15 protein-coding genes and 2 pseudogenes are annotated in these 18,676 nt (G+C 70.6%); 5 read left to right on the top strand and 12 right to left on the bottom strand.

Translation table 11 applies throughout. The annotated features are described in order from the left end of the window. Positions 1 to 1,105 (bottom strand): FAD-binding oxidoreductase (locus ABZ848_RS38845; protein ID WP_360839657.1); only part of this gene is annotated, 1,105 nt, incomplete at its 3' end. Then, entirely contained in the window at positions 1,102 to 2,370 is a 1,269-nt protein-coding gene (locus ABZ848_RS38840; RefSeq protein WP_360839655.1) for an aminotransferase class III-fold pyridoxal phosphate-dependent enzyme, read from the bottom strand. The genes ABZ848_RS38840 and ABZ848_RS38845, both read right to left, overlap by 4 nt. Positions 2,371 to 2,633: 263 nt before the next feature. On the opposite strand from ABZ848_RS38840, the gene ABZ848_RS38835 reads away from it, so the two are divergent. Then, on the top strand, positions 2,634 to 4,361 hold the full coding sequence (locus tag ABZ848_RS38835; RefSeq protein WP_360839654.1) for a PucR family transcriptional regulator ligand-binding domain-containing protein: 1,728 nt from the start codon (positions 2,634 to 2,636) through the stop codon (positions 4,359 to 4,361). Between the two features lie 378 nt (positions 4,362 to 4,739). On the opposite strand, the gene ABZ848_RS38830 is transcribed toward ABZ848_RS38835, so the two are convergent. Continuing rightward, positions 4,740 to 6,926 (bottom strand): 2Fe-2S iron-sulfur cluster-binding protein, encoded by a 2,187-nt coding sequence (locus ABZ848_RS38830; RefSeq protein WP_360839652.1) that lies wholly within the window; start codon positions 6,924 to 6,926, stop codon positions 4,740 to 4,742. Positions 6,927 to 7,048: 122 nt separating this feature from the next. Further along, a complete protein-coding gene (locus tag ABZ848_RS38825) occupies positions 7,049 to 7,225 on the bottom strand; it encodes a hypothetical protein (protein WP_360839651.1) in 177 nt (58 codons plus the stop codon). Positions 7,226 to 7,372: 147 nt separating this feature from the next. On the opposite strand from ABZ848_RS38825, the gene ABZ848_RS38820 reads away from it, so the two are divergent. Further along, complete coding sequence (locus ABZ848_RS38820; RefSeq protein WP_360839649.1) at positions 7,373 to 7,993, top strand: TetR/AcrR family transcriptional regulator; 621 nt, start codon at positions 7,373 to 7,375, stop codon at positions 7,991 to 7,993. 297 nt (positions 7,994 to 8,290) lie between these two features. Next, positions 8,291 to 8,692: pseudogene (locus tag ABZ848_RS38815) on the top strand (IS21 family transposase); the annotation flags it as partial. 155 nt (positions 8,693 to 8,847) lie between these two features. On the opposite strand, the gene ABZ848_RS38810 reads toward ABZ848_RS38815, so the two are convergent. From ABZ848_RS38810 to ABZ848_RS38785, 6 genes are all read right to left on the bottom strand, one after another. Beyond that, the gene (locus tag ABZ848_RS38810; RefSeq protein ID WP_360839648.1) at positions 8,848 to 9,597 is read right to left on the bottom strand and encodes an SDR family NAD(P)-dependent oxidoreductase; all 750 of its coding nucleotides are present in this window, start codon (positions 9,595 to 9,597) and stop codon (positions 8,848 to 8,850) included. A gap of 432 nt (positions 9,598 to 10,029) precedes the next feature. Beyond that, on the bottom strand, positions 10,030 to 11,352 hold the full coding sequence (locus ABZ848_RS38805; RefSeq protein WP_360839646.1) for a cation:dicarboxylase symporter family transporter: 1,323 nt from the start codon (positions 11,350 to 11,352) through the stop codon (positions 10,030 to 10,032). 59 nt (positions 11,353 to 11,411) lie between these two features. After that, positions 11,412 to 12,308 carry a hypothetical protein gene (locus ABZ848_RS38800; protein ID WP_360839644.1) on the bottom strand — a complete coding sequence of 299 codons (897 nt, stop codon included), beginning with the start codon at positions 12,306 to 12,308 and terminating at the stop codon, positions 11,412 to 11,414. Next, the gene (locus tag ABZ848_RS38795; RefSeq protein ID WP_360839642.1) at positions 12,301 to 13,167 is read right to left on the bottom strand and encodes an amidohydrolase family protein; all 867 of its coding nucleotides are present in this window, start codon (positions 13,165 to 13,167) and stop codon (positions 12,301 to 12,303) included. Before ABZ848_RS38795 ends, ABZ848_RS38800 begins: the two co-directional genes overlap by 8 nt. 17 nt (positions 13,168 to 13,184) lie before the next feature. Next, the gene (locus ABZ848_RS38790) at positions 13,185 to 13,868 is read right to left on the bottom strand and encodes a 4-carboxy-4-hydroxy-2-oxoadipate aldolase/oxaloacetate decarboxylase (protein ID WP_360839640.1); all 684 of its coding nucleotides are present in this window, start codon (positions 13,866 to 13,868) and stop codon (positions 13,185 to 13,187) included. A 35-nt stretch (positions 13,869 to 13,903) separates the two neighbouring features. Continuing rightward, positions 13,904 to 14,929: an amidohydrolase family protein gene (locus tag ABZ848_RS38785; RefSeq protein WP_360839639.1), complete on the bottom strand. Its 1,026-nt coding sequence runs from the start codon at positions 14,927 to 14,929 to the stop codon at positions 13,904 to 13,906. 372 nt (positions 14,930 to 15,301) lie between these two features. Between ABZ848_RS38785 and ABZ848_RS38780 the strand changes: the two genes are divergently transcribed. Beyond that, positions 15,302 to 15,967: a GntR family transcriptional regulator gene (locus ABZ848_RS38780; protein ID WP_360839637.1), complete on the top strand. Its 666-nt coding sequence runs from the start codon at positions 15,302 to 15,304 to the stop codon at positions 15,965 to 15,967. Between the two features lie 558 nt (positions 15,968 to 16,525). Here the strand turns inward: ABZ848_RS38780 and ABZ848_RS38775 are convergent. After that, the gene (locus ABZ848_RS38775; RefSeq protein WP_360839635.1) at positions 16,526 to 16,975 is read right to left on the bottom strand and encodes a hypothetical protein; all 450 of its coding nucleotides are present in this window, start codon (positions 16,973 to 16,975) and stop codon (positions 16,526 to 16,528) included. A gap of 59 nt (positions 16,976 to 17,034) precedes the next feature. Beyond that, entirely contained in the window at positions 17,035 to 17,820 is a 786-nt protein-coding gene (locus tag ABZ848_RS38770) for a DUF427 domain-containing protein (protein ID WP_360839633.1), read from the bottom strand. Positions 17,821 to 18,045: 225 nt separating this feature from the next. Here ABZ848_RS38770 and ABZ848_RS38765 point away from each other — a divergent pair. Continuing rightward, positions 18,046 to 18,437: pseudogene (locus ABZ848_RS38765) on the top strand (DUF2267 domain-containing protein). The last annotated feature ends 239 nt before the right edge of the window (positions 18,438 to 18,676 follow it).

Here is an 18,676-nt window from a genome sequence, read left to right as displayed (position 1 = left end):
GCGCGCCCATGTCCATGTAGGGCCCGATGATGCTGGCGTACAGGAGCAGCAGGGCCTCCAGCAGTTCGGCGGCGCGGGCGTCGACCTCGGCCTGGTCGTCGCCGTCGAGTTCGACATAGAGCCAGGCGCGCCCCTCGGGCAGGCCGGTGACCGCGTCCGCGCCGCGGCGGGCCCGCATGGTCGCGACGATCGCCTCGTCCATGCCCTCCACGGCGGTGGGACGCCACCGCAGGATCTCCGGGACGTCCTCGGCGGCGTCGACCACGTCGTCGTAGCCGAGCGCCACCAGGGTCGCGGCCGACGCGGTCTCCACCAGACGGACCGTGGCGGCGGTGACGACCGCGCAGGTGCCCTCGGTCCCCACCAGGGCGCGCGCCATGTCGAAACCGTGCTCGGGCAGCAGGTGGTGCAGTTGGTAGCCGGAGACCTGGCGGGGGATGCGGCCCAGTTCGGTGCGGATCGGTGCCAGTTCGGCGTCGATCAGACGGCGTACGTCCGCTTCGAGGCGGGCCAACCGCCGCACGGCGTCCGGGTCGTCGGGGTCGGCCGCGTGCAGGCCGGTCCGGTCGGCGACGGCCCGCACCCCGTCGGCCGTCACGAGCTCCAGAGCCTCGACATGGCCGCTGGTACGCCCGTGCCGTACCGAGCGGTTGCCGCAGGCGTCGTTGCCGATCATCCCGCCCAGGGTGCAACGGCTGTGCGAGGAGGGGTCGGGTCCGAAGGTGAGCCCGTGCGGGGCGGCGGCGTCACGCAACGCGTCCAGGACCACTCCCGCCTCGACCCGTGCGGTGCGGGCCACCGGGTCGAGGTCCAGGATCCGGTTCAGGTGGCGGGAGAAATCCAGGACGACGCCCGGCCCGACCGCGTTGCCCGCCATGCTGGTGCCGCCGCCGCGCGCGGTGACCGGGACACCTGTGTCCTGGCAGGCGCACAGCACCGCGACGACGTCGTCGGCGCCGCGTGGGAAGACCACCGCGCGGGGCGGGACCCGGTAGTTGGAGGCGTCGTAGGCGTAGGGTCCGGTGGCGCCCGGGCCGGTCTCCACGCGCAGACCGGGAGCGGTCTCGGCGAGGCGTGCGACCAGCGCCGCGGTGGGATCCGTCATCGCCGGGACGCGTCCGACGTACCGGCCTCGACCGCGGCTGCCCAGGCGGCGAGGCCCGCGTCCACGCCCGCCTCGTCGATCACCAGCGCCGGGATCATCCGCACGACCTGGTTCCAGGCCCCGCACAGCAGCAGAAGCAGCCCCTCGTCGACGGCGGCGCGCTGCACACGGGCCGCCGTCGCCGGGTCCGGATCGCCGTCCTCGGTGACGAACTCGCTGGCCAGCATGAGCCCGAGGCCGCGGACGTCCCCGATGGCGGGTGTCCGCTCCGCCACCGCTTCCAGGCCTTCCCGCAGCCGGGCGCCCATCGCCTCGGCGTTCTCGACGAGCTTCTCGTCCCGTACGACGTCCAGGGTGGCGCAGGCCGCCGCGCAGGCCACGGCGTTGGCGCCGTACGTACCGCCCTGCGAGCCCGGCCACGCCTTGCTCATCAACTCCTCGGATGCCGCGATGCCGGACAGCGGGAAGCCGCTGGCCAGGCCCTTGGCGGTGACGAGGATGTCCGGGGTGACGCCGAAGTGGTCGTGGCCCCAGAAGCGGCCGGTGCGGCCGACGCCGGTCTGCACCTCGTCGAGGACGAGCAGGAAGCCGTGCCGGTCGGCCCGTTCGCGCAGGCCTTCCAGGAAGGCGCGGGTGGCGGGGACGTAACCGCCCTCGCCGAGGACCGGTTCGACGACGATCGCGGCGGTGTCGGCGGGCGCAGAGATGGTCTGGAGGGTGTAGTCGAGTTCCTGGAGGGCGAAGCGGGTGGCGGCGTCCTCGTCCCAGCCGTAGCGGAAGGCCGTCGGGAAGGGGGTGACGACGACGCCGCTCATCAGCGGCGAGAAGCCGGACCGGAAGCGGATCCCGGAGGTCGTCATGGAGGCGGCGGCGACGGTACGGCCGTGGAAACCGCCGTGGCAGACAACGACGTTGGGCCGGCCGGTGGCCTGGCGGGCCAGCCGCAGGGCAGCCTCGACGGCCTCACTGCCGGAGTTGGTGAAGAACAGACTGTCCAGGCCGGGCGGCAGCACCTCGCCGAGCTTGTCGACAAGCCGCTTCAGCGGCTGGTGCATGACCGTCGTGTACTGACCGTGGACGAGCGTGCCGACCTGCTCCCGGGCGGCCTCCACCACCCTGGGATGGCAGTGCCCGGTGCTGGTGACGCCGATGCCGGCGGTGAAGTCGAGGTAGCGGCGGCCGTCCTCGCCGTAGAGGTGGACGCCCTCGCCCCGGACCGCCACCACGGGGGTGGCCTGGCGGAGGTGCGGCGACAGTGCGGTCATGGTCGTCTCCCGGCGGTTGCTCGGTCTGCTCCGGTCTCCGTGAGCATCTCCGCGGGCACGCGGGGCACCAACGCGCGATCTGTCCGGGCGGACCGGGGAATCCGGACGTTGTGTCAACCGCACCCGGGCCCGATCCCCGCCGGTCCGCCCCGGGGCCGCCGTCCGCGGGCTCTTGCACAGGTCAGCGGCGCTTGTCAGAGTGTCCGGGCACTCCCCCGTGTCCCGGCGGCGCCGCGGTCCGGGGCACCCCCTTGGAGGGCACCATGAGCGAGCCGACGACACCGAGCGGCGCCAAGACACGTCCCGGCACGGCTCCCGTCGGCCGTCCGCTCACCGTGGCCGACGTCCTGGCGCTTCCCGTGCTGGCCGCCGGACAGCCCGAGGTCGTCACCGGTGCGGCCGGGCTGGAGCGCCCCGTCCGGTGGGTCCACATCACCGAACTGACCGACCCCGCCTCCTTCCTCAAGGGCGGCGAACTCGTCCTGACCACCGGCATGCCGCTGCCCGAGGAGCCGGCCGCCGTGCGCCGTTACGTCGACGAGCTCGCCGAGGTCGGCGCGGCAGCCCTCGTCATCGAGCTGGTGCGCCGCTACCACCGCCCGCCGGACACTCTCGTCCACGCCTGCGACAACCGTGGCCTGCCCCTTGTGACCCTGGCCAGGGACGTCAATTTCCTGGAAGTCACCCAGGTCGTCCACGCGCTCCTCCTCGGCAACCAGGCCGAGGCGATGCGGCGGACCCAGCGCGTCCACGAGGCGTTCACGGCGCTCACCCTGCGCGGCGCCGGACCGGAGGACGTCCTGCGCGCCGCCGCCGAGATGAGCGGCCGCACCGTCGTACTGGAGAACCTGGTCCACCAGGCCCTCGTCTGCGAGCCGTCCGGCAGCACGGTCGGGGTGGCGCTGGCCGACTGGGAACAGCGCTCTCGGGCAACCGGTGCCGTCGACCGCACTGCGGTGTCCGGACCGGAGGGTTGGCTGGTGGCACCCGTGGCATACCAGGGCGAACGCTGGGGCAGGGTGGCCATGCTCCCGACAGCCCCCGGTCCGGCCACTCCCCGCGCACCGGGCCCGCCCGGTCGTACGGCCTCCGCCCCGTTCGCACCCGAGGATGTCACCGTCCTGGAGAGAGCCGCGATGGCCCTCACCATCGCCCGCCTCACCCATTCGACGCCCTGGGAACGCACGGCGCACCGGGACGTCCTGTGTGATCTCCTCGAACAGCGGCACCGCTCCCCCGCCGAAGCCGACGCCCGGGTCTCCGCGCTCGGCCTCCCCACCAGGGACGTCCACTACGTCGCCCTGCTGGCGGACGTCCCCGACGAGGGCGAGACGGCCGAGACGGAGACCCTTCTCTCCGCGGGCCTCCGCACGAAGGGAACACAAGCCCTCGTCGGCCGGCTCGGCCCCACCCGCCTCGGCATCCTGCTGTCCCTGCGGACCGCCCAGCCGTGGCGCGGCGCGGTCGAGCGGCTCAGCCGCACCGTGCTCGGCCTGGCACCGGGAACGACGGTGAGCGTCGGAGGCGAAGTCCCGGATCTCGCGGGTGTGGCCCGCTCTTTCCGCGAGGCGGCCCGGGTGGCCGAGGCCACCGAGCCGGGCCGGGCCCTGCCACCCGGACGCTCCTATCACCAGCGCTCGGACATCGGTCTGCGCAGCCTGCTCTACGCGCTCCGCGAGGACACCCGGATCCAGGACTACGCCGAACGGAAGCTGGGCCGGCTCGTCGACCACGACGCCCGCCACGGCACCGACCTGCTGACCACCTTGCGCCACTACCTGGACGCGGCGGGAAACAAGACGGTCGCCGCCCGCTCCGGCGGACTGTCCCGCGAGACCGTCTACCAGCGCCTTCGCACCATCGAGCGCATCCTCGACCGCGACCTCGAATCCGGCGAGCAACGCACCGAACTGCACGTGGCGCTCACCGCGCTCGACGTCCTGCGCCTCGGCCCGACCGGGCCCGCCAGCCACCGCTCGCGCACCGACTGAGGTGATCCACGGAGGAATCGGATGACGACCGATCCACTGACGCCCGTTCGGATCGACGGTGGCATCGGCAAGACGCGGCCCGCGCTGGAAGCGGTGGCCGCGGCCCGCAAGAAGTTCCCGACGGGATGTGCTGGTGGATCCGGCCGCGGTCAGGGATCCCGTCGGCGTTGCGGACGCCGTCGCGACGGCCGTGGGAATCGTGGGCCTGGCGCCCGCCCCGTCCTCTGGCGCTGCTGCGGGAGCGCGCCGCCGCAATCCGCCCGGATTTCGAGGTCACCGACGCCGACCGGGGCGCGGTCACCGCCCTGTGTGGCCAGCCGGACGGCCTCCCCTGGCGATGGAACTGGCCACCGCCCAGTCCCCTGCACAGCGCCCACGTCACGGGTCCGCGATGTCGAGGGTGACCTTCGACAGGGGGCAGCCCACGCATGTCAGGACATAGCCGTCGGCCTTCTGTTGTGGCGTGAGGCAGTTCGGCTCGTTCTGCGTGACTTCTCCGCTGCGCAGCCGCACCATGCAGTCGCCGCAATTCCCGACCGTGCAGGAGTACGGCATCGGCAGTCCTGCGGCAAGTCCGGCGTCGAGCAGTGTCCGGCCGGGCTCGACCACCACCATGCCGACGGGCTGCCCGTTGTCCTCGACGGTCATCTCCTGCGGCACGGTCGCCGTGGTCCCGGTGTCCGCTGCGCTGGTGAAGCGCTCGTGGTGCACCAGCTCGTCCGGGACTCCGAGCCCGGCCAGGACGCCCTGGACGGTGTTCATCAGCGGTTCGGGACCGCAGGTGTAGTAGTGGGCGTCCGGGGCCGGGGACAGGCCGGTGACCCAACGACGTACGCCGTCCGCGTCGAGCCTCCCGTCCCGGCGGGTCAGGACGTGGGTGACCGAGAGCCGGCCCGGATGGTCCTTCGCCAGCCTGGTCAGCTCGTCGGCGAAGATGACCTCCTCGGCGCTGCGGCTGCTGTAGAGCAGGGCGATCCGGCCGCGGTCCGGCCGGACGGCGAGCCGTGTGCGGATCATGCTCATCATCGGGGTCACGCCGCTGCCCGCCGCGACGAGCACGATCTCGTCCGCGGGCTGCGGCCCGGTGTGGAAGGACCCCGACGGGCCGCGCACCGCGAGACGGTCCCCGGCTCGCAGGCTCCGGTGCACATGGGTGGAGAATCGGCCGCCCTCGACGTGCTTGACGGTCACCTCCAGCCTGGACGACCCGGGCGTCGACGACGCGGAGTAGGCCCGCCGCACCTGGCGTCCGTCGATGTCGGCGACGACCGTGAAGAACTGGCCGGGCCGGAAGTCGAAGGATCCCGGTTTCTCGTCGGCGTCCTCCAGTACGAGGGTGACCGTGCTCGGTGTCTCTCTGCGCACCTCGGCGACACGCACCGCCCGAAGAAGCTCCTTGGTCTCTGCGCCGTCGGCAGGACGTCGTCGGCGCAGGAAGGCACGGCGCCGCCCGCCTGCGCCGGGCTCGACGTCCTCGTAGCCCTCTTTCCTCAGCCCGGAGCGGTAGGCGCGGTCCCCCACGAGCCGCAACAAGCGGTTCACCCCGGGGATTGCCCCGGCGGCCTTCAGCAGGAACGCGGGGGGACCGCCGTCGGTGTTGGCCGAACCGGCGGCGAGGTGTTGTCCCGCCAGCGCTATCAGGTCCGGGACCGTGCCGCGGTCGAGGTGCGCGCCGGGGGTCCACCGCCGTGCGCGGGCCACGGCGTCGTTACCGGTCACCTCGGCGTGCTCGACGTCGATGAGCAGCGCCAGGTGCGGGGGCATCCCGCGTAGCGCCATCGTCTCCAGCAGCGCGGGATCGTCGGTGATCGTGCCGCGGCCGCGGACATGCAGCACATCGCTGCGCCCCGGAACGAGCGCGGCGAAGGAGAGCCGGTCGTCCTGCAGCAGGTTGTGGAGCGTGTCGGCGCGTTTGTTGCCTTTGCGATCCGGGATGACGAGCGTGCGGCTGTCCAGGATCCGCGCCACCGACTGCCGGTCCCCGCGCGGACTTGTGTCGCTCCCACCGGACGAGTCCCACGTGGACAGGGCGAGGAACGGCGCCGCGGCCAGAAACTCGGCGACGCCAGTTCCGCGCAAGGGCCCGTCACCCGCGATCTCGGCGGCCGGCCCGGCCGGGGCGGGTGGCTGCCACAGGCGGGACCGGAGGACGGCCTGTGCGCAGTGCACGTACGCCTCCTCGATGTCGATGGCTGTCTGCGCGCCCTTGCGCGCGGCCACCGAACCGTTGACGCGCAGGATCTCCCCGACGCCCGGCAGCAGGAAGAAGAACGAGACCGGACCGTGCGGGTCGGCGGACCCGGGCATGGAGAACGAGATCCGTGTGGGCGAGTGGACGCGTGCGAACCCCCGCGTGCCGCCGATGAAGGTCGTCCTGCTGGTGTGGTCGGCGTCCCGGTAGCCGAAGGCCGCGATCGGACACTGGGCGAGGACGGTCCGGCAGCCCTCGTCGAGGGCGCTGATCTGCTTGAGCATGACCATCGGCGCCGGGCGGCCGACGGTCGTCTCGACCTCGTCCACCGTTGTCAGCCGGCGTGGGGTGCTCGGCTGGTTTGCATGCTGCACAAGGATTCCTCTCAGGCGGGGCCGACCGGCCCAGGAGCCAGTAGCCGAAGACCAAGATGTCCCGCTTGGGTACGCCACGGTCGTTGACCAGATGCCGCCGCACCGTCGTGGCCGGCCATGACTCACCCGTGACCCACGCGGAGAAGCCACCTGTCGGCAGTGCCGCGGCACACGGCGTCCAGCGCCACGGCGCCGGGCCGCACGTCTTCGTCGTCGCGGCTGAACCAGTCGACGCGGACGCCGGCGGACGCCTCGCCGGACCGGGCGCCGGTCGCGGCCGTCACCTCCAGCGTGATCATCGTGCGCGCCTCAGGCTGGTCCACCTTTGGGTACGCCAAGCTCCACCACATCGGGAGTGGCCTTGTTTTCGCAGGTCATGGCACTATTGTGAGTAATAGCTCAGCTCTTTGGCTACTCGCTTTTCACGCCCTGAGGAGGCTCCCCGGATGCCGTCGGCCGATCGCCGTCTTCAGCCACGTCGCAAGCCTCGCCAGGTGCGCGCCGAGCTCACCCGTGAGCGCATCCTCACCGCCGCTGCTCAGGTTTTCACCGAGCACGGCTACGCGGCCGGCACCACCAACCGCATCGCCGAACGCGCCCGCATCTCCATCGGCTCGCTGTATCAGTACTTCCCGAACAAGGACGCCATCCTCGCCGAGCTGATGGTGCGGCACATCGACCGTGGAACGTGGACGGGGGCCGAACAGCTCGATCTGTCCGCCGGGAGCCTGGAGGCGACAGCGCGGGTCTTGGTCCGCGATGCGATCGCCAACCACCGCGACGATCCGCAGCTGCTGCGGATCATGATCGAGGAGGCGCCGCTCTCGCAGGAACTGCTCGACACGATCGACCGGCACGGACGCAAACGCGTCGCTCAGGTCCGAGACCTCCTCGCCCGGCACCCGGATGTACGCGTGCGAGATCTCGACACCGCGGCCGAGCTGATCGTGTTCACAGTGGAGACGAACACGCACAAGCTCATGGCTGACCCGAGGACGATCCCGGTCGAGACATTCGAGGGCGAACTCGTGGCCATGGTCACCCGCTACCTGCGCGGCGATCCGTAGCCGCTCACGCGTTGTCGAGACCCCGCGCCGACTTCAGAACACCCGCCGAACACACCCGCAGCTCTTGCGCCCTTGAGAGCGAATGCACATACGAGTCCGACCGGACCACGCCAGGGGGGCTGAGGCTACCGGGCTGCAAGGCTTTCCACCTCTCCTGCAGCGCCATGCGCAGCCAGGGCTCCTTGCTGACGACGGAGCTCCAATACTGACCCGGTAGCGGCAAATGGATCGCAGGAGGGGATGCCGATCCGGGCGATCGACCGCACGGTGCGGCCGGCGCTGGCCTTGGCTGGGCCGCCGAAGTACGTCCGCACTCCGAAGGGGTCGATCGTGGATGCGGTGGAGCACCAGATCCGCGAACTACCGCGGCGGTGGCCGCAGATGCCGGCGTCGGTGATCGCCGAGCGGATCGGCTGGAGACGGTCGATCCGGGTGCTGCGGGACCGGGTGGCTGTGCTGCGGCCGCTGTTCGTGCTGCCGGATCCGGTCTCCCGACCGAGTACCGGCCGGGTGAGTTGGTGCTGTGCGACCTGTGGTTCCCGCCGGCTGTGCGCATGGATGCTGCCGACCCGTCAGGCCGCGGACCTGCTGGCCGGACAGTGGCAGCTGCTGTAGCGGCTGGTGGCGGTGCCCCGTACGCTGGTCTGGGACAACGAGGCCGTCATCGGCCAATGGCGAGGTGGCAGGCCGCAGTTGACCGCCTGGTCGGCGCCTCCTCCCGTCGGCCCGAGGTCATGCGGGCGGGCCGTCTCGGGGGCCGACGGTGGCTCGAAGGCGAACTGGGGAACTGGGCGAGCAGGGCCGCCTGGCGGGTGTCGCGCGGGAGGAGTTGGTGGTGGTCGCCCACCCACTCCTCACGTCCCGATCGCCTGTGCCATCGCGGTGAGTGCCTCACGGCGCGGCATCGAGAGCAGGGTGTCGAAGAGTTCCCGGTAGTGCGCGCTGGGGACGTGCGTTGGGCCGCTCCGCAGCGCTTCCAGTGCGGAGCGGACGACATCGTCGGGTGACATCAGATCCTGCAGAGTCGTGGGGTCGATGCCCTGCAGACGCGGCGCCTCGGTGTCGGTCGCTCCCGGGCAGAGAGTCAGCACGTCGACACCGTGCGGCCCGAGTTCCGTCCACAAGGCCTCCCCTAGCGCGTTCATGTAGGCCTTGGTGGCCGAGTAGCCCGCCGAATAGGGGCATCCCAGGAAACCTTCGACCGAGCTGGTGAAGATCACACCACCACGTCCCCGCTGCTTGAGCCGCGGGACGAGGCCGTGTGCAAGTTGCGTCGGCGCATGGCAGTTGACCGCGAGCATCGACGCCAGCGTCCCGGCGTTCACCTCGTCGAAGGGCCCCTTCACTCCGAACCCCGCGTTGCTGACGAGCAGGCCCACATCCAGCGGAGCCACCGCTTCGAGGATGTCCGCGGGCGCCGCCGGATGCGCCAGGTCGGTCGACAGTACGGTGATGGTGACGCCGTGAGCGTCCCGCAGCGTGGCGGCGAGTTCGCGCAGTCGATCGCCGCGCCGGGCGACGATCACCACGTCGAGGCCACGCTCGGCCAGTTGGACGGCGAACGAACGGCCTATCCCCGAGGAGGCCCCGGTGACCACGGCCACCGGACCGTACCGTCGTACGAAGTCGTCCATGTCATGTCCTGCCTTTCCTCGAAAGCGGCGGCGTCCGAGGCGAGGTACACCGGCGCGCCGCGACCTCGCCGGGACGGGCGGTCCGGCGGTCCGGAGGGTGCGGCGGCTGACCGAGTGCGCCTCCTCTGCACGCGTTGCCATGAGCCGAGGCGGACAAGCCGTTGGGATGCCAACGGCTACCCGCGCCGACGTCACACTCGGGGTCCTCGGGCGTGGTGCCGTACGGAGCGACGGTATTGACCGTGATGCGGTGTTGGCCAAGGCACCCTCTCTTGACCTCCAGCGTAAGTCAAGCGACTGACTTAGAAAGTGGCTCAACTGGCTTGATCAGTAGGCTTGTTGCCGTGATGGCGACGGTGGGCGCGGGGTGCCGGGTGGGCTGCGAGCGTTCTGCCGGGACCGCTACGCGGCCTGGTAGCCGGCGTCGAGTTGCGTGCGCAGTCGGTCGCGGTCGATCGCCTTCTCCCATTTGCCGACGACGAGCGTGGCGACGCAGTTTCCGGCGATGTTGGTGAACACGAAGGCGGCCGAGAGGATGCTGTGCACCCCGAGGACCAGGGCAATGCTGCTGACGGGGATCGTGTGGGTCGCGCTGAGCGTCAGGGCCAGTACGGCGATGGCGGAACCGGACACTCCGGCGCCTCCCTTGGAGGTCAGCAGCAGCACGAGCAGCAGGCCGAGCTGAGCCGACCAGCTCAGGTCCGTTCCGGTGGCCTGACCAAGGAAGACGCTCACCGCGGCGAAGTACAGGCAGGTACCGTCGTGGTTGAAGCTGTAGGCCGTGGGCAGCACCAGGCCCACCACCGGTTCGTCCACGCCCAGGTTCTTCAACTTGGCTGTCAGCTGGGGGAACACACTCTCCGAGGAACTGGTGCCGAGCACCAGCACCAGCTCCGCGCGGAAGTAGCGCAGCAGCTTCAGCAGGCTCACCCCCGCGTAGCGCGAGACCGGCCACAGGACCAGCGCGAAGAACAGCACGACGATCAGATAGAACACCGCCACGAGCCGGCCCAGTGAGAGCAGGGCGCTCAGGCCGTACTCGGACACGGTGTAGCCGATGGCGCCGAACGCCGCCAGCGGAGCGACACGCATCACCTTGCGGATGATCCAGAAGAGCGCCTGTTGCACCGTCGCGACCACGTCGAGGACCGGCTGCGCCTTCTCGCCCACGGAAGCCAGCCCGCAGGCGAACAGCACGGAGAAGACCAGAATCTGGAGGATGCTGCTCTCGGCGAAGGCCTGCACCGCGGAGGTCGGCACCAGACCGACCAGGAAGTCGTCGAAGCCCTCCGACTTCGCCGGCGCGGTGGCGGACGGATCGGCGTGCAGGTGCGACGGGTCGATGTGCATACCGGAGCCCGGCTTGAGCACGTTGACCACGACGAGCCCGATCACGAGCGCGATCGTGGTGATGACCTCGAAGTACACCAGCGACCGGATCGCGATCCGGCCGACCTTGCCCAGATCGCGCACGCTGGCGATGCCGTGCGTCACCGTGCAGAAGATGATCAGGCCGACGACCATCTGGATCAGGTGGATGAAGATGTCGCCGAGGAACTGCACATGCTGTCCCACCGAAGGCGCCAGCGCGCCCACGAGGACGCCCAGCGCGACTCCGGCGAGGACCTGGACGGCCAGGTCGCGGTAGAACGGCGGGCGCTGTTGTGTGTCCTGCTCGGAGGTGCCCGTTCTGGTGGGGGCATCCGTGGGATGTGTATCGCTCATCGTTTCCGGTTTCTCCGTTGAATGTCCGGTACCGACAGGGAGGTTGAGGGATCTGGGCGTCAGTCCGCGTCGCTTCCGAGCACCTCCTTTGCCGGGCCGAAGACCTCGTTCGGGGTGAGCCGACGAGGCAGCAACTGCTGGGCGAGGCAGGCGTCGATGACCGATTCGACCGGGCCCCACAGACGTTCGAAGCCGAAGAGTGTGGGATGGGGCGTGCCGTCGGGGCTCTGCACGGAGGCATCCGCGCGCCGCAGCAACGCGTAGCTCTCACGGACGGCGGAGGGGTTCTCGCGGCATGTCGAAGCGGCCACGGCCACCATGTGGTTGATCGGCATGAAGTGGTGCCGGCGCCACCACTGTTCGTCGCGGGCGGCGGCGTCGGGGACGACGGGGACGAACTCGTCGCTGTCGGGCAGGTCGTTGCCAAGGACGGCCGCGTCGATGCGCCCCTCGCGCAGCATGTCAAGTAGATGCGCGGCGCGCGGATCGTGGGTGACGAACGCCGGATCGGTGAATTCGGCCACGTGCGCGGCGTCGTGGGTGGTCCACTGGATGTCCTCCGCCGCGAGGCCGTAGTCCTCCGCGAGATGGGCGCGCACCCACATCCCGGTGGTCTGCGTGAACGACCGCACACCGATGCGCTTGCCCTTGAGATCCTCCGGTCGTACGGGCCGCGACGCGTGCGCGATGAGACAGCGGCGCTGGAACCGGGCGGCGACCACGGCGGGCAGCAGCACCACGGGACGGCCGTACGCGATGGCCTGCAGCGCGGTCACTATGGCCAGCTCGCAGAGGTCGTAGGCCTCGTCCCGCACCATCGGCGCGAACGCCTGGTGGATGGGCGAGACGGGAACGAAGTCCAGGCGCACCCGGGTGCCGACGAGGAAGCCGTTCTTCAGCGGTGCCGTGTGCGGATGGTCGCCCAAGACGGTGCGTAGTACGGGGAGTTCAGCCACGGGGTCCTCCCGCTCGCTCGGCGGGGGTGTAGAACGCGGCGCTCGTTCCGCCGAAGATCAGTTCCTGGTCGGCCCGCGCCAGTCCCGAGGCCGCCTTGCGTGCCTGGGCCAGGAGGTCGGCCGGTGTGCCCTCGGCCGCGGGGAAGTTGGAGCCCCACGCGACGCGATTCGCCCCGTACGCCGCGACCAGGTCGGCCACGAACTCGGCGGGGACGGATGAGCCCTTGTCCGCTGCCTCCAGCGCCCGGTGGGTCAGTTTGAGGTGGACGCCGGGGAAGGCGGCCATGGCGAACAGGTCCTCGGCGTTGCGGTAGGGCCGGCCGTCGGACAGGTCGGGGCGGGCGCAGTGGTCGAGCAGCACCCGTACCCCGGGAAATCGTTTCAGCAGTTCACGGAGCGCGGGCAGTCCTTGCATCGTCATCTGCAGGCACACCGGTATGTCGTGTTCCTCGGCATGGGCCCAGGCGGGATACGAATCCTCGTGGCCCAGCCAGTCCGCCTGACCCGGCATCGTGGTACCCGTGGTGAACAGCCGGAATCCGGACAGGCCCTCGGCCTGCCAGTACCGGATGCGCTCGACGGCGTCCGGCGCCAGGGCATCGATCGAGTAGACGCCGATGAACCGGTCGGGGTGGGCCCGCACCGCCTCGACGACGTAGCGGTTGTCGTGGCCGTACACCGTCGAGGCCTGCACCACCACGGCTTTGGCGATCCCGGCGTCGTCCAGCGCGCGCAGCAGACCGTCGATGTCCACCGGGCGGGCCTGCGACCACTCCGACTGGCGCCCGCCGATCGGGGCGAGCGGATAGCGCTCGGTGTCGGCCGAGATGACGTGGGTGTGGTTGTCGATCACGAGCATCGAGGTGTCATGTCCTTTCAGTCGACGTAACGCAGGCCACGGGACTGCAGTTCGTCGCGCATGCGGTAGATGTCCAGGCCGAGTTCACCGGCGGCCAGCCGCCGGCGCCTGTCCTCCTCCTTGGCCTCACGGAGTTCACCGGCCCGGGCGGTGTCGGCAGCCTTTTCGGCCGGTACGACGACCACGCCGTCGGCGTCCGCGAGCACCACGTCACCGGGATCGACGAGGACGTTCGCGCACACCACCGGGACGTTGACCGAGCCGGGCGTCGCCTTGACCGTGCCCTTGGCGTGGACGGCCCTGCTGAACACGGGGAAGCCGAGCCGCTCCAGCTCGGCGACGTCACGGCAACCGCCGTCGATCACCAGGCCGAGCGCGCCACGGGCCCGCAGCGAGGTGGCCAGCAGTTCGCCGAAGAAGCCGTCCTCGCACTCGGTGGTGCAGGCGGCGACCACGACGTCGCCGGGCCGGACCTGTTCGACGGCTACGTGGAGCATCCAGTTGTCGCCGGGCTGCAGGAGCACCGTCACCGCCGTACCGCACAGACGGGCGCCGGGATAGACGGGGCGGATGTACGGACGCATCAGGCCGAGCCGGCCCATCGCCTCGTGCACGGTCGCCACGCCCAGCCGGGACAGACGGGCCACCGCACCGGGTTCGGCACGTTCGATCTTGGTATGGACGACGCCCAGTTCCTGCATGGTGCTTCCTCTCTGGCGTACTGCCGACCCGGCGGTCACAGGCCTGCCTTGCGCAGGCGGGCGTCCAGCCGGGGATAGACGGTGCGGGCGTTGCCCTCCTCGATCGCCGCGAGATGCGCGGGAGGGAGGCCTGCCGCCTCGACGTAACGGCGGGTGTCGTCGAAGTGGTGACCGGTGGCCGGGTCGACGCCCCGCACCGCGCCGATCATCTCGGAGGCGAACAGGACGTTGGTGTGGGGCATCACCTTGAGCAGCAGGTCGATGCCGGGCTGGTGGTAGACACAGGTGTCGAAGAAGACGTTGTTCAGCAGATGCTCGGTCGGTTCCGGCTTGCCGAGCGCCTGGGCCAGGCCGCGGAAGCGTCCCCAGTGGTAGGGCACCGCACCGCCGCCGTGCGGGACGACCAGGCGCAGGGTGGGGAAGTCGGCGAACAGGTCTCCCTGGATCAGCTGCATGACAGCGGTGGTGTCCGCGTTGAGGTAGTGCGCACCGGTGGTGTGGAACGCGCTGTTCTCACTGGTGCTCACGTGCACCATCACCGGCACCTCGAGTTCGACGATCTTCTCGTAGAGCGGATACCAGCTGCGATCGGTCAGCGGCGGCGCGGTCCAGTGGCCGCCGGAGGGATCGGGGTTGAGGTTGACCGCGACGGCGCCGAGCTCCTCGACCGCGCGGATCAGCTCGGGGACGCAGGTCGCCGGGTCGACGCCGGTTGACTGCGGCAGCATGGCCGCGGGGGCGAACCGGGTGGGGAACAACTCGGCGACACGGGCGCACAGGTCGTTGCAGACCCGGGCCCAGTCCGCCGAGACGGCGAAGTCGCCGATGTGGTGTGCCATGAACGAAGCGCGCGGGGAGAAGACCGTCACGTCGATGCCGCGCTGGTCCATCTGGCTCAGCTGGTTGGCCTCGATGCTTTCCCGGATCTCCTCGTCGCCGATCCGCAGGTCCGCCGGCCGCGGCGCCTCACCACCGCCAGAGAGAGCCCGGACCTGGCGCTCGCGCCACTCCCCCAGCGCCGGGGGCGCGGTCGTGTAGTGGCCGTGGCAATCGATGATCAAGGCGGGGTCTCCTTCGCTGAGCTGTGCTGTCGCGTCCGCAACGCTTCGGGCTACGCACGAAACGGGACGCTAACCGCGCATCGAAGACACGGTCAATCACTTTGCCGACAATATTTTCAGCAATCTTTTCGAAGATCTACGAGGCAGGTCGACGCCGAGGGTCGGGGTGGCCAACTGTGCAGGTCGGACGGCTGCGGCTGCCGTCCGGGCCTCGGACGGGCGCTCGGACCTCCCCTCACCGTCACCGTGACCGTCCGAGCAGAATTGCCAAATGTTCGCTGAAAATATCGCCGGTGATAGGCTCCTCGACCGTGTCGGCGATCTGCGCGCGGATCCCGGCGTGCGGATCCAGGAGAGAGGGACCAGCAGCAGGTGACCAGCACGCACATCAAAGGCGCGGCCGCGCGGCTTCACGTCAGCACGTACATCCGGCAGGCCCTGCGGACCGGCGACCTCCTGCCGGGACAGCGCCTCATCGTGCAGGACCTGGCCGACCGGCTGGGAGTGACCCGTAGCTCCGTACGCGAAGCCCTCTTCGACCTCGCCTCCGAGGACCTGGTGGAGCTGGTGCCCAACCGCGGCGCCAGCGTCAGGGTCGTCTCGATCGAGGAGGCCATCCAGATCACCGAGTGCCGCTCCGCGCTGGAGCGTGTGTGCGCGCGCAAAGCGGCCGAGCATGCGAATGAAGCGCAACGCGCCGAATTGACCGAACTCGGCACGCAACTACGAGCTGCGGTCGCCGAGGAGGACTTCCATGCGTACTCGGCGCTCAACCGCAAACTGCACGACCTCGTCATCGAATTCAGCGGCCAGGCGATCGCCAAACGCCAACTGGAGCGACTCAACGTACAGATGGTGCGCTTCCAGTTCCGGCTGGCGATGCGCTCCGGTCGCCCGCAGGAGTCACTGCCTCAGCTGCTGTCCATCATCGACGCCGTCACCGTCGGCGATCCCGACGCCGCCGACGCGGCCATCGAGGCACAACTGGCGAGCGTGATCGACCAACTCCGCATGACCGAAAAGCTGCCGCTGACCTGAGAGGCCGCCGGCCTGCGGAGCGGATGACCGGAACGGTCGTTCCGCCGGGAGGGTGTCGGCGGCTGCAGACCGGTCACGTGACGCGTGGCGATCCGACCGATGCAGAGTAGGAGTTGATCGAGCCGCACCTGCCGCTGGGGCATCGGGGCCGATTCCTGACCTCCGCCGCTATTTCACCGCGGTGATGTGGAGGTTCCGGACCGGCTGCCGCTCCCGGAATGTGCTCGAAATCCGGTTTGCGCCGTGAGGCGCTGCGATTCGAATGGGGGTGAAAGACTCCCGAGCTCCCCACGTCCGTCCGGTGTTGCCGACGCCGGTGAGGAAACGGCCGATCTCGCGCCTCCAGCTCCTGCATCACCAGTGTGCCGGTCGCGTCCTGGGTGAGCGTCTGGTCGATCCGCAGCCCGATCTCGTGGCCGGGTTCCATCCGGCCGTCCACGAGGTGGTCGGCGATGAGGCCGCTGGGCCAGAGTGCCGTGGGCGCGCGTCATGGTTCCTCCCTGCGTCCTTCGCCCCGCGTGGCGCGATGCCTTCGCAGCCCCGCTGAACCACCGTCGTTCATCCGTCAGCCCTCTTGAGGGCAGGCGTCCCGGCCGATTCCCCGGGCACGGGCAGCGGCTGTCGCCAGGGCGTGGAGGTGTCGGTGTTCGGCGCGCTCCGGCCGACCTTCTCCGCCATCGACCTGCCCTCCTCGTCGTTCCGCACGGAGACGGCGAGAAGCCGGAAGGGGGCGGGCGCCGCCAGTTCGACGCACACCGTCGGCCTGCCCGGCCGTACCGCGACGAAGTCGTTCCCAGCCTGGTGGGCGCGCCTGCCGAGACACAGCGCGCCGGGGACGCAGACGCCCTGCTCGTGGTGGCCGCGCAGGGCCCGCCACCAGTCCGGTTCGGCGGTCACCCGGCGAACCGCCGCCAGCGGCACGCGCACGTCACGGCGGCGTGCCGCCGCCTTCTGCCACCAGGACAGCCGTACGACCAGGTCGTCGCCGTCGACGAGCATGCGCGTCATCGTCGTGTGCCTCCCCGAGCAGGGCCGGGGCTCCATCGGGCCTCGGCGGCAGCTGTCGGTCAGTGGACCCGTTCGCCGTCGACCTCGACGTGGACCTTGTCGCCGTAGAAGCAGATGTGCTCGGTGGCGGGCAGGGCCTCCGGCATCGGGTGCGGCAGGCTCCAGGCCGCGTCCGATACGCGGGTACCGCCGGCGACCAGGTGCCAGTGCTGCCCGTCGCCCTTGTACGGGCACTCGCTGACGGTCCCACTCGGCTCCAGCAGGCCGAGGTCCACGTCGGCGAAGGGCACGTAGCAGCGCACCGGCAGGCCGGTCTCGAACAGCAGCTTCGGACGGTGGGTCTCGGCCACCGTGATGTCCTTGTGCGTCACGAGGACATGGCGTGAGGACGCGCGCACGTCCACGCGGTGATACGGGTCGCGCGGACCGGCGTAGAGCGGCTCGTCCTCCTCGAACCAGCGGTCCATCGCGCCGAAGTCGATCGTCACGTGGTCGTCGAGCGGCGGTGCGTCGGAGTGTTTGCCGGGCGGGCCGGTGACCGCCTCCGGCGCGGTGCGGCCGTCCACGACCACGCTCCAGTTCGCGGGGCCCTCGTCGGTGCGGTCACCGTCGGCCGGGATGAGCAGGTCGGTGTGCACGTCGGCCAGCGGGAACCAGTGGCGCGGCGGCTCACCGCGCCGGTACAGCACCTTGCCGCGCCGGCTGTCGAGCACGGTCCGGCCGGCCAGCACCGCCCGCATGCGCCGGGGCCGCTCCTCCACGTACCACCAGTCCTCGGACGGCGGCCCGGAACCGGACTCGCCACCGCCCGGCCCCAGCGGACCGCTGCCGAGCGTCGAAGTCATCGTCGCCTCCCGATGCGGAGACACGGATACGGACAGGTCGCGGGTCGGAAGCGGACGCGTGGCGCCCACGGGTCCCGCGTCCCGCGTCCTGTCCGCGGTACCCACGAGCCCCGAGCCCACACAACCCATGACGCCGGGGGTCATGGAGGGACTCTGCTCCGCCGGGATCTTGTCGGATCGGCCCGGCGGACCGCGTGTGCTCGAACGACCGTGATCTGGGTACCGATGCAGTACCACGAGTTCCTCGCCCGCGTCCGTGGCTCGGTGAATACGCCGACCAGGACGAGGCCGCGCACGTCACGGAAGCCGTGCTGGGGGTGCTGGCGCAGCGGATCAGCCCCGGTGAGGTCGACGACCTCGCCTCCCAGCTGCCCGGACCTCTCGGCCCGACGCTGGCCGGCGCCAAGCGGGAACAGGCCGATAGCTTCGGGATCGAGGAGTTCTACCGCAGGGTCGCCGCGCGTGTCGGCGCCCGGCCGCGCACCGCCGAGTGGGACGCCAGCGCGGTGCTGACCACGGTCGCCGAAGCGGTCAGCGGCGGCGAACTGAACCAGGTCCTCAGCCAGTTGCCCTCCGGCTACGCCGTCCTGTTCGGCAAGGCCGACCTCGCGAACTGACCCGCAGCGGCGGCAAGGCGGTGATCGTACGCTTCCGGGTCCGGTGACGTCGTACGGCATACGCCAGGAAGCCTCATGTCCGGACGGGGCACAGCGAGGAGTCCTCGGCGATGGGCAGGCCGCCCCGCGGCAGCGTGCCGCGTCGGCCGCACGTCCATCCACCGCGTAGCCCACCGATGACGAGGCAAACCCCCTGGTGCGGTGGCGCAGACGAGTAGGGAATCCGCGCACGCAGGAGC

The organism is Streptomyces sp. NPDC047081, from assembly GCF_040643775.1.
Classification (GTDB): Bacteria; Actinomycetota; Actinomycetes; order Streptomycetales; family Streptomycetaceae; genus Streptomyces.
This window is presented reverse-complemented; position numbering and strand designations above follow the sequence as displayed.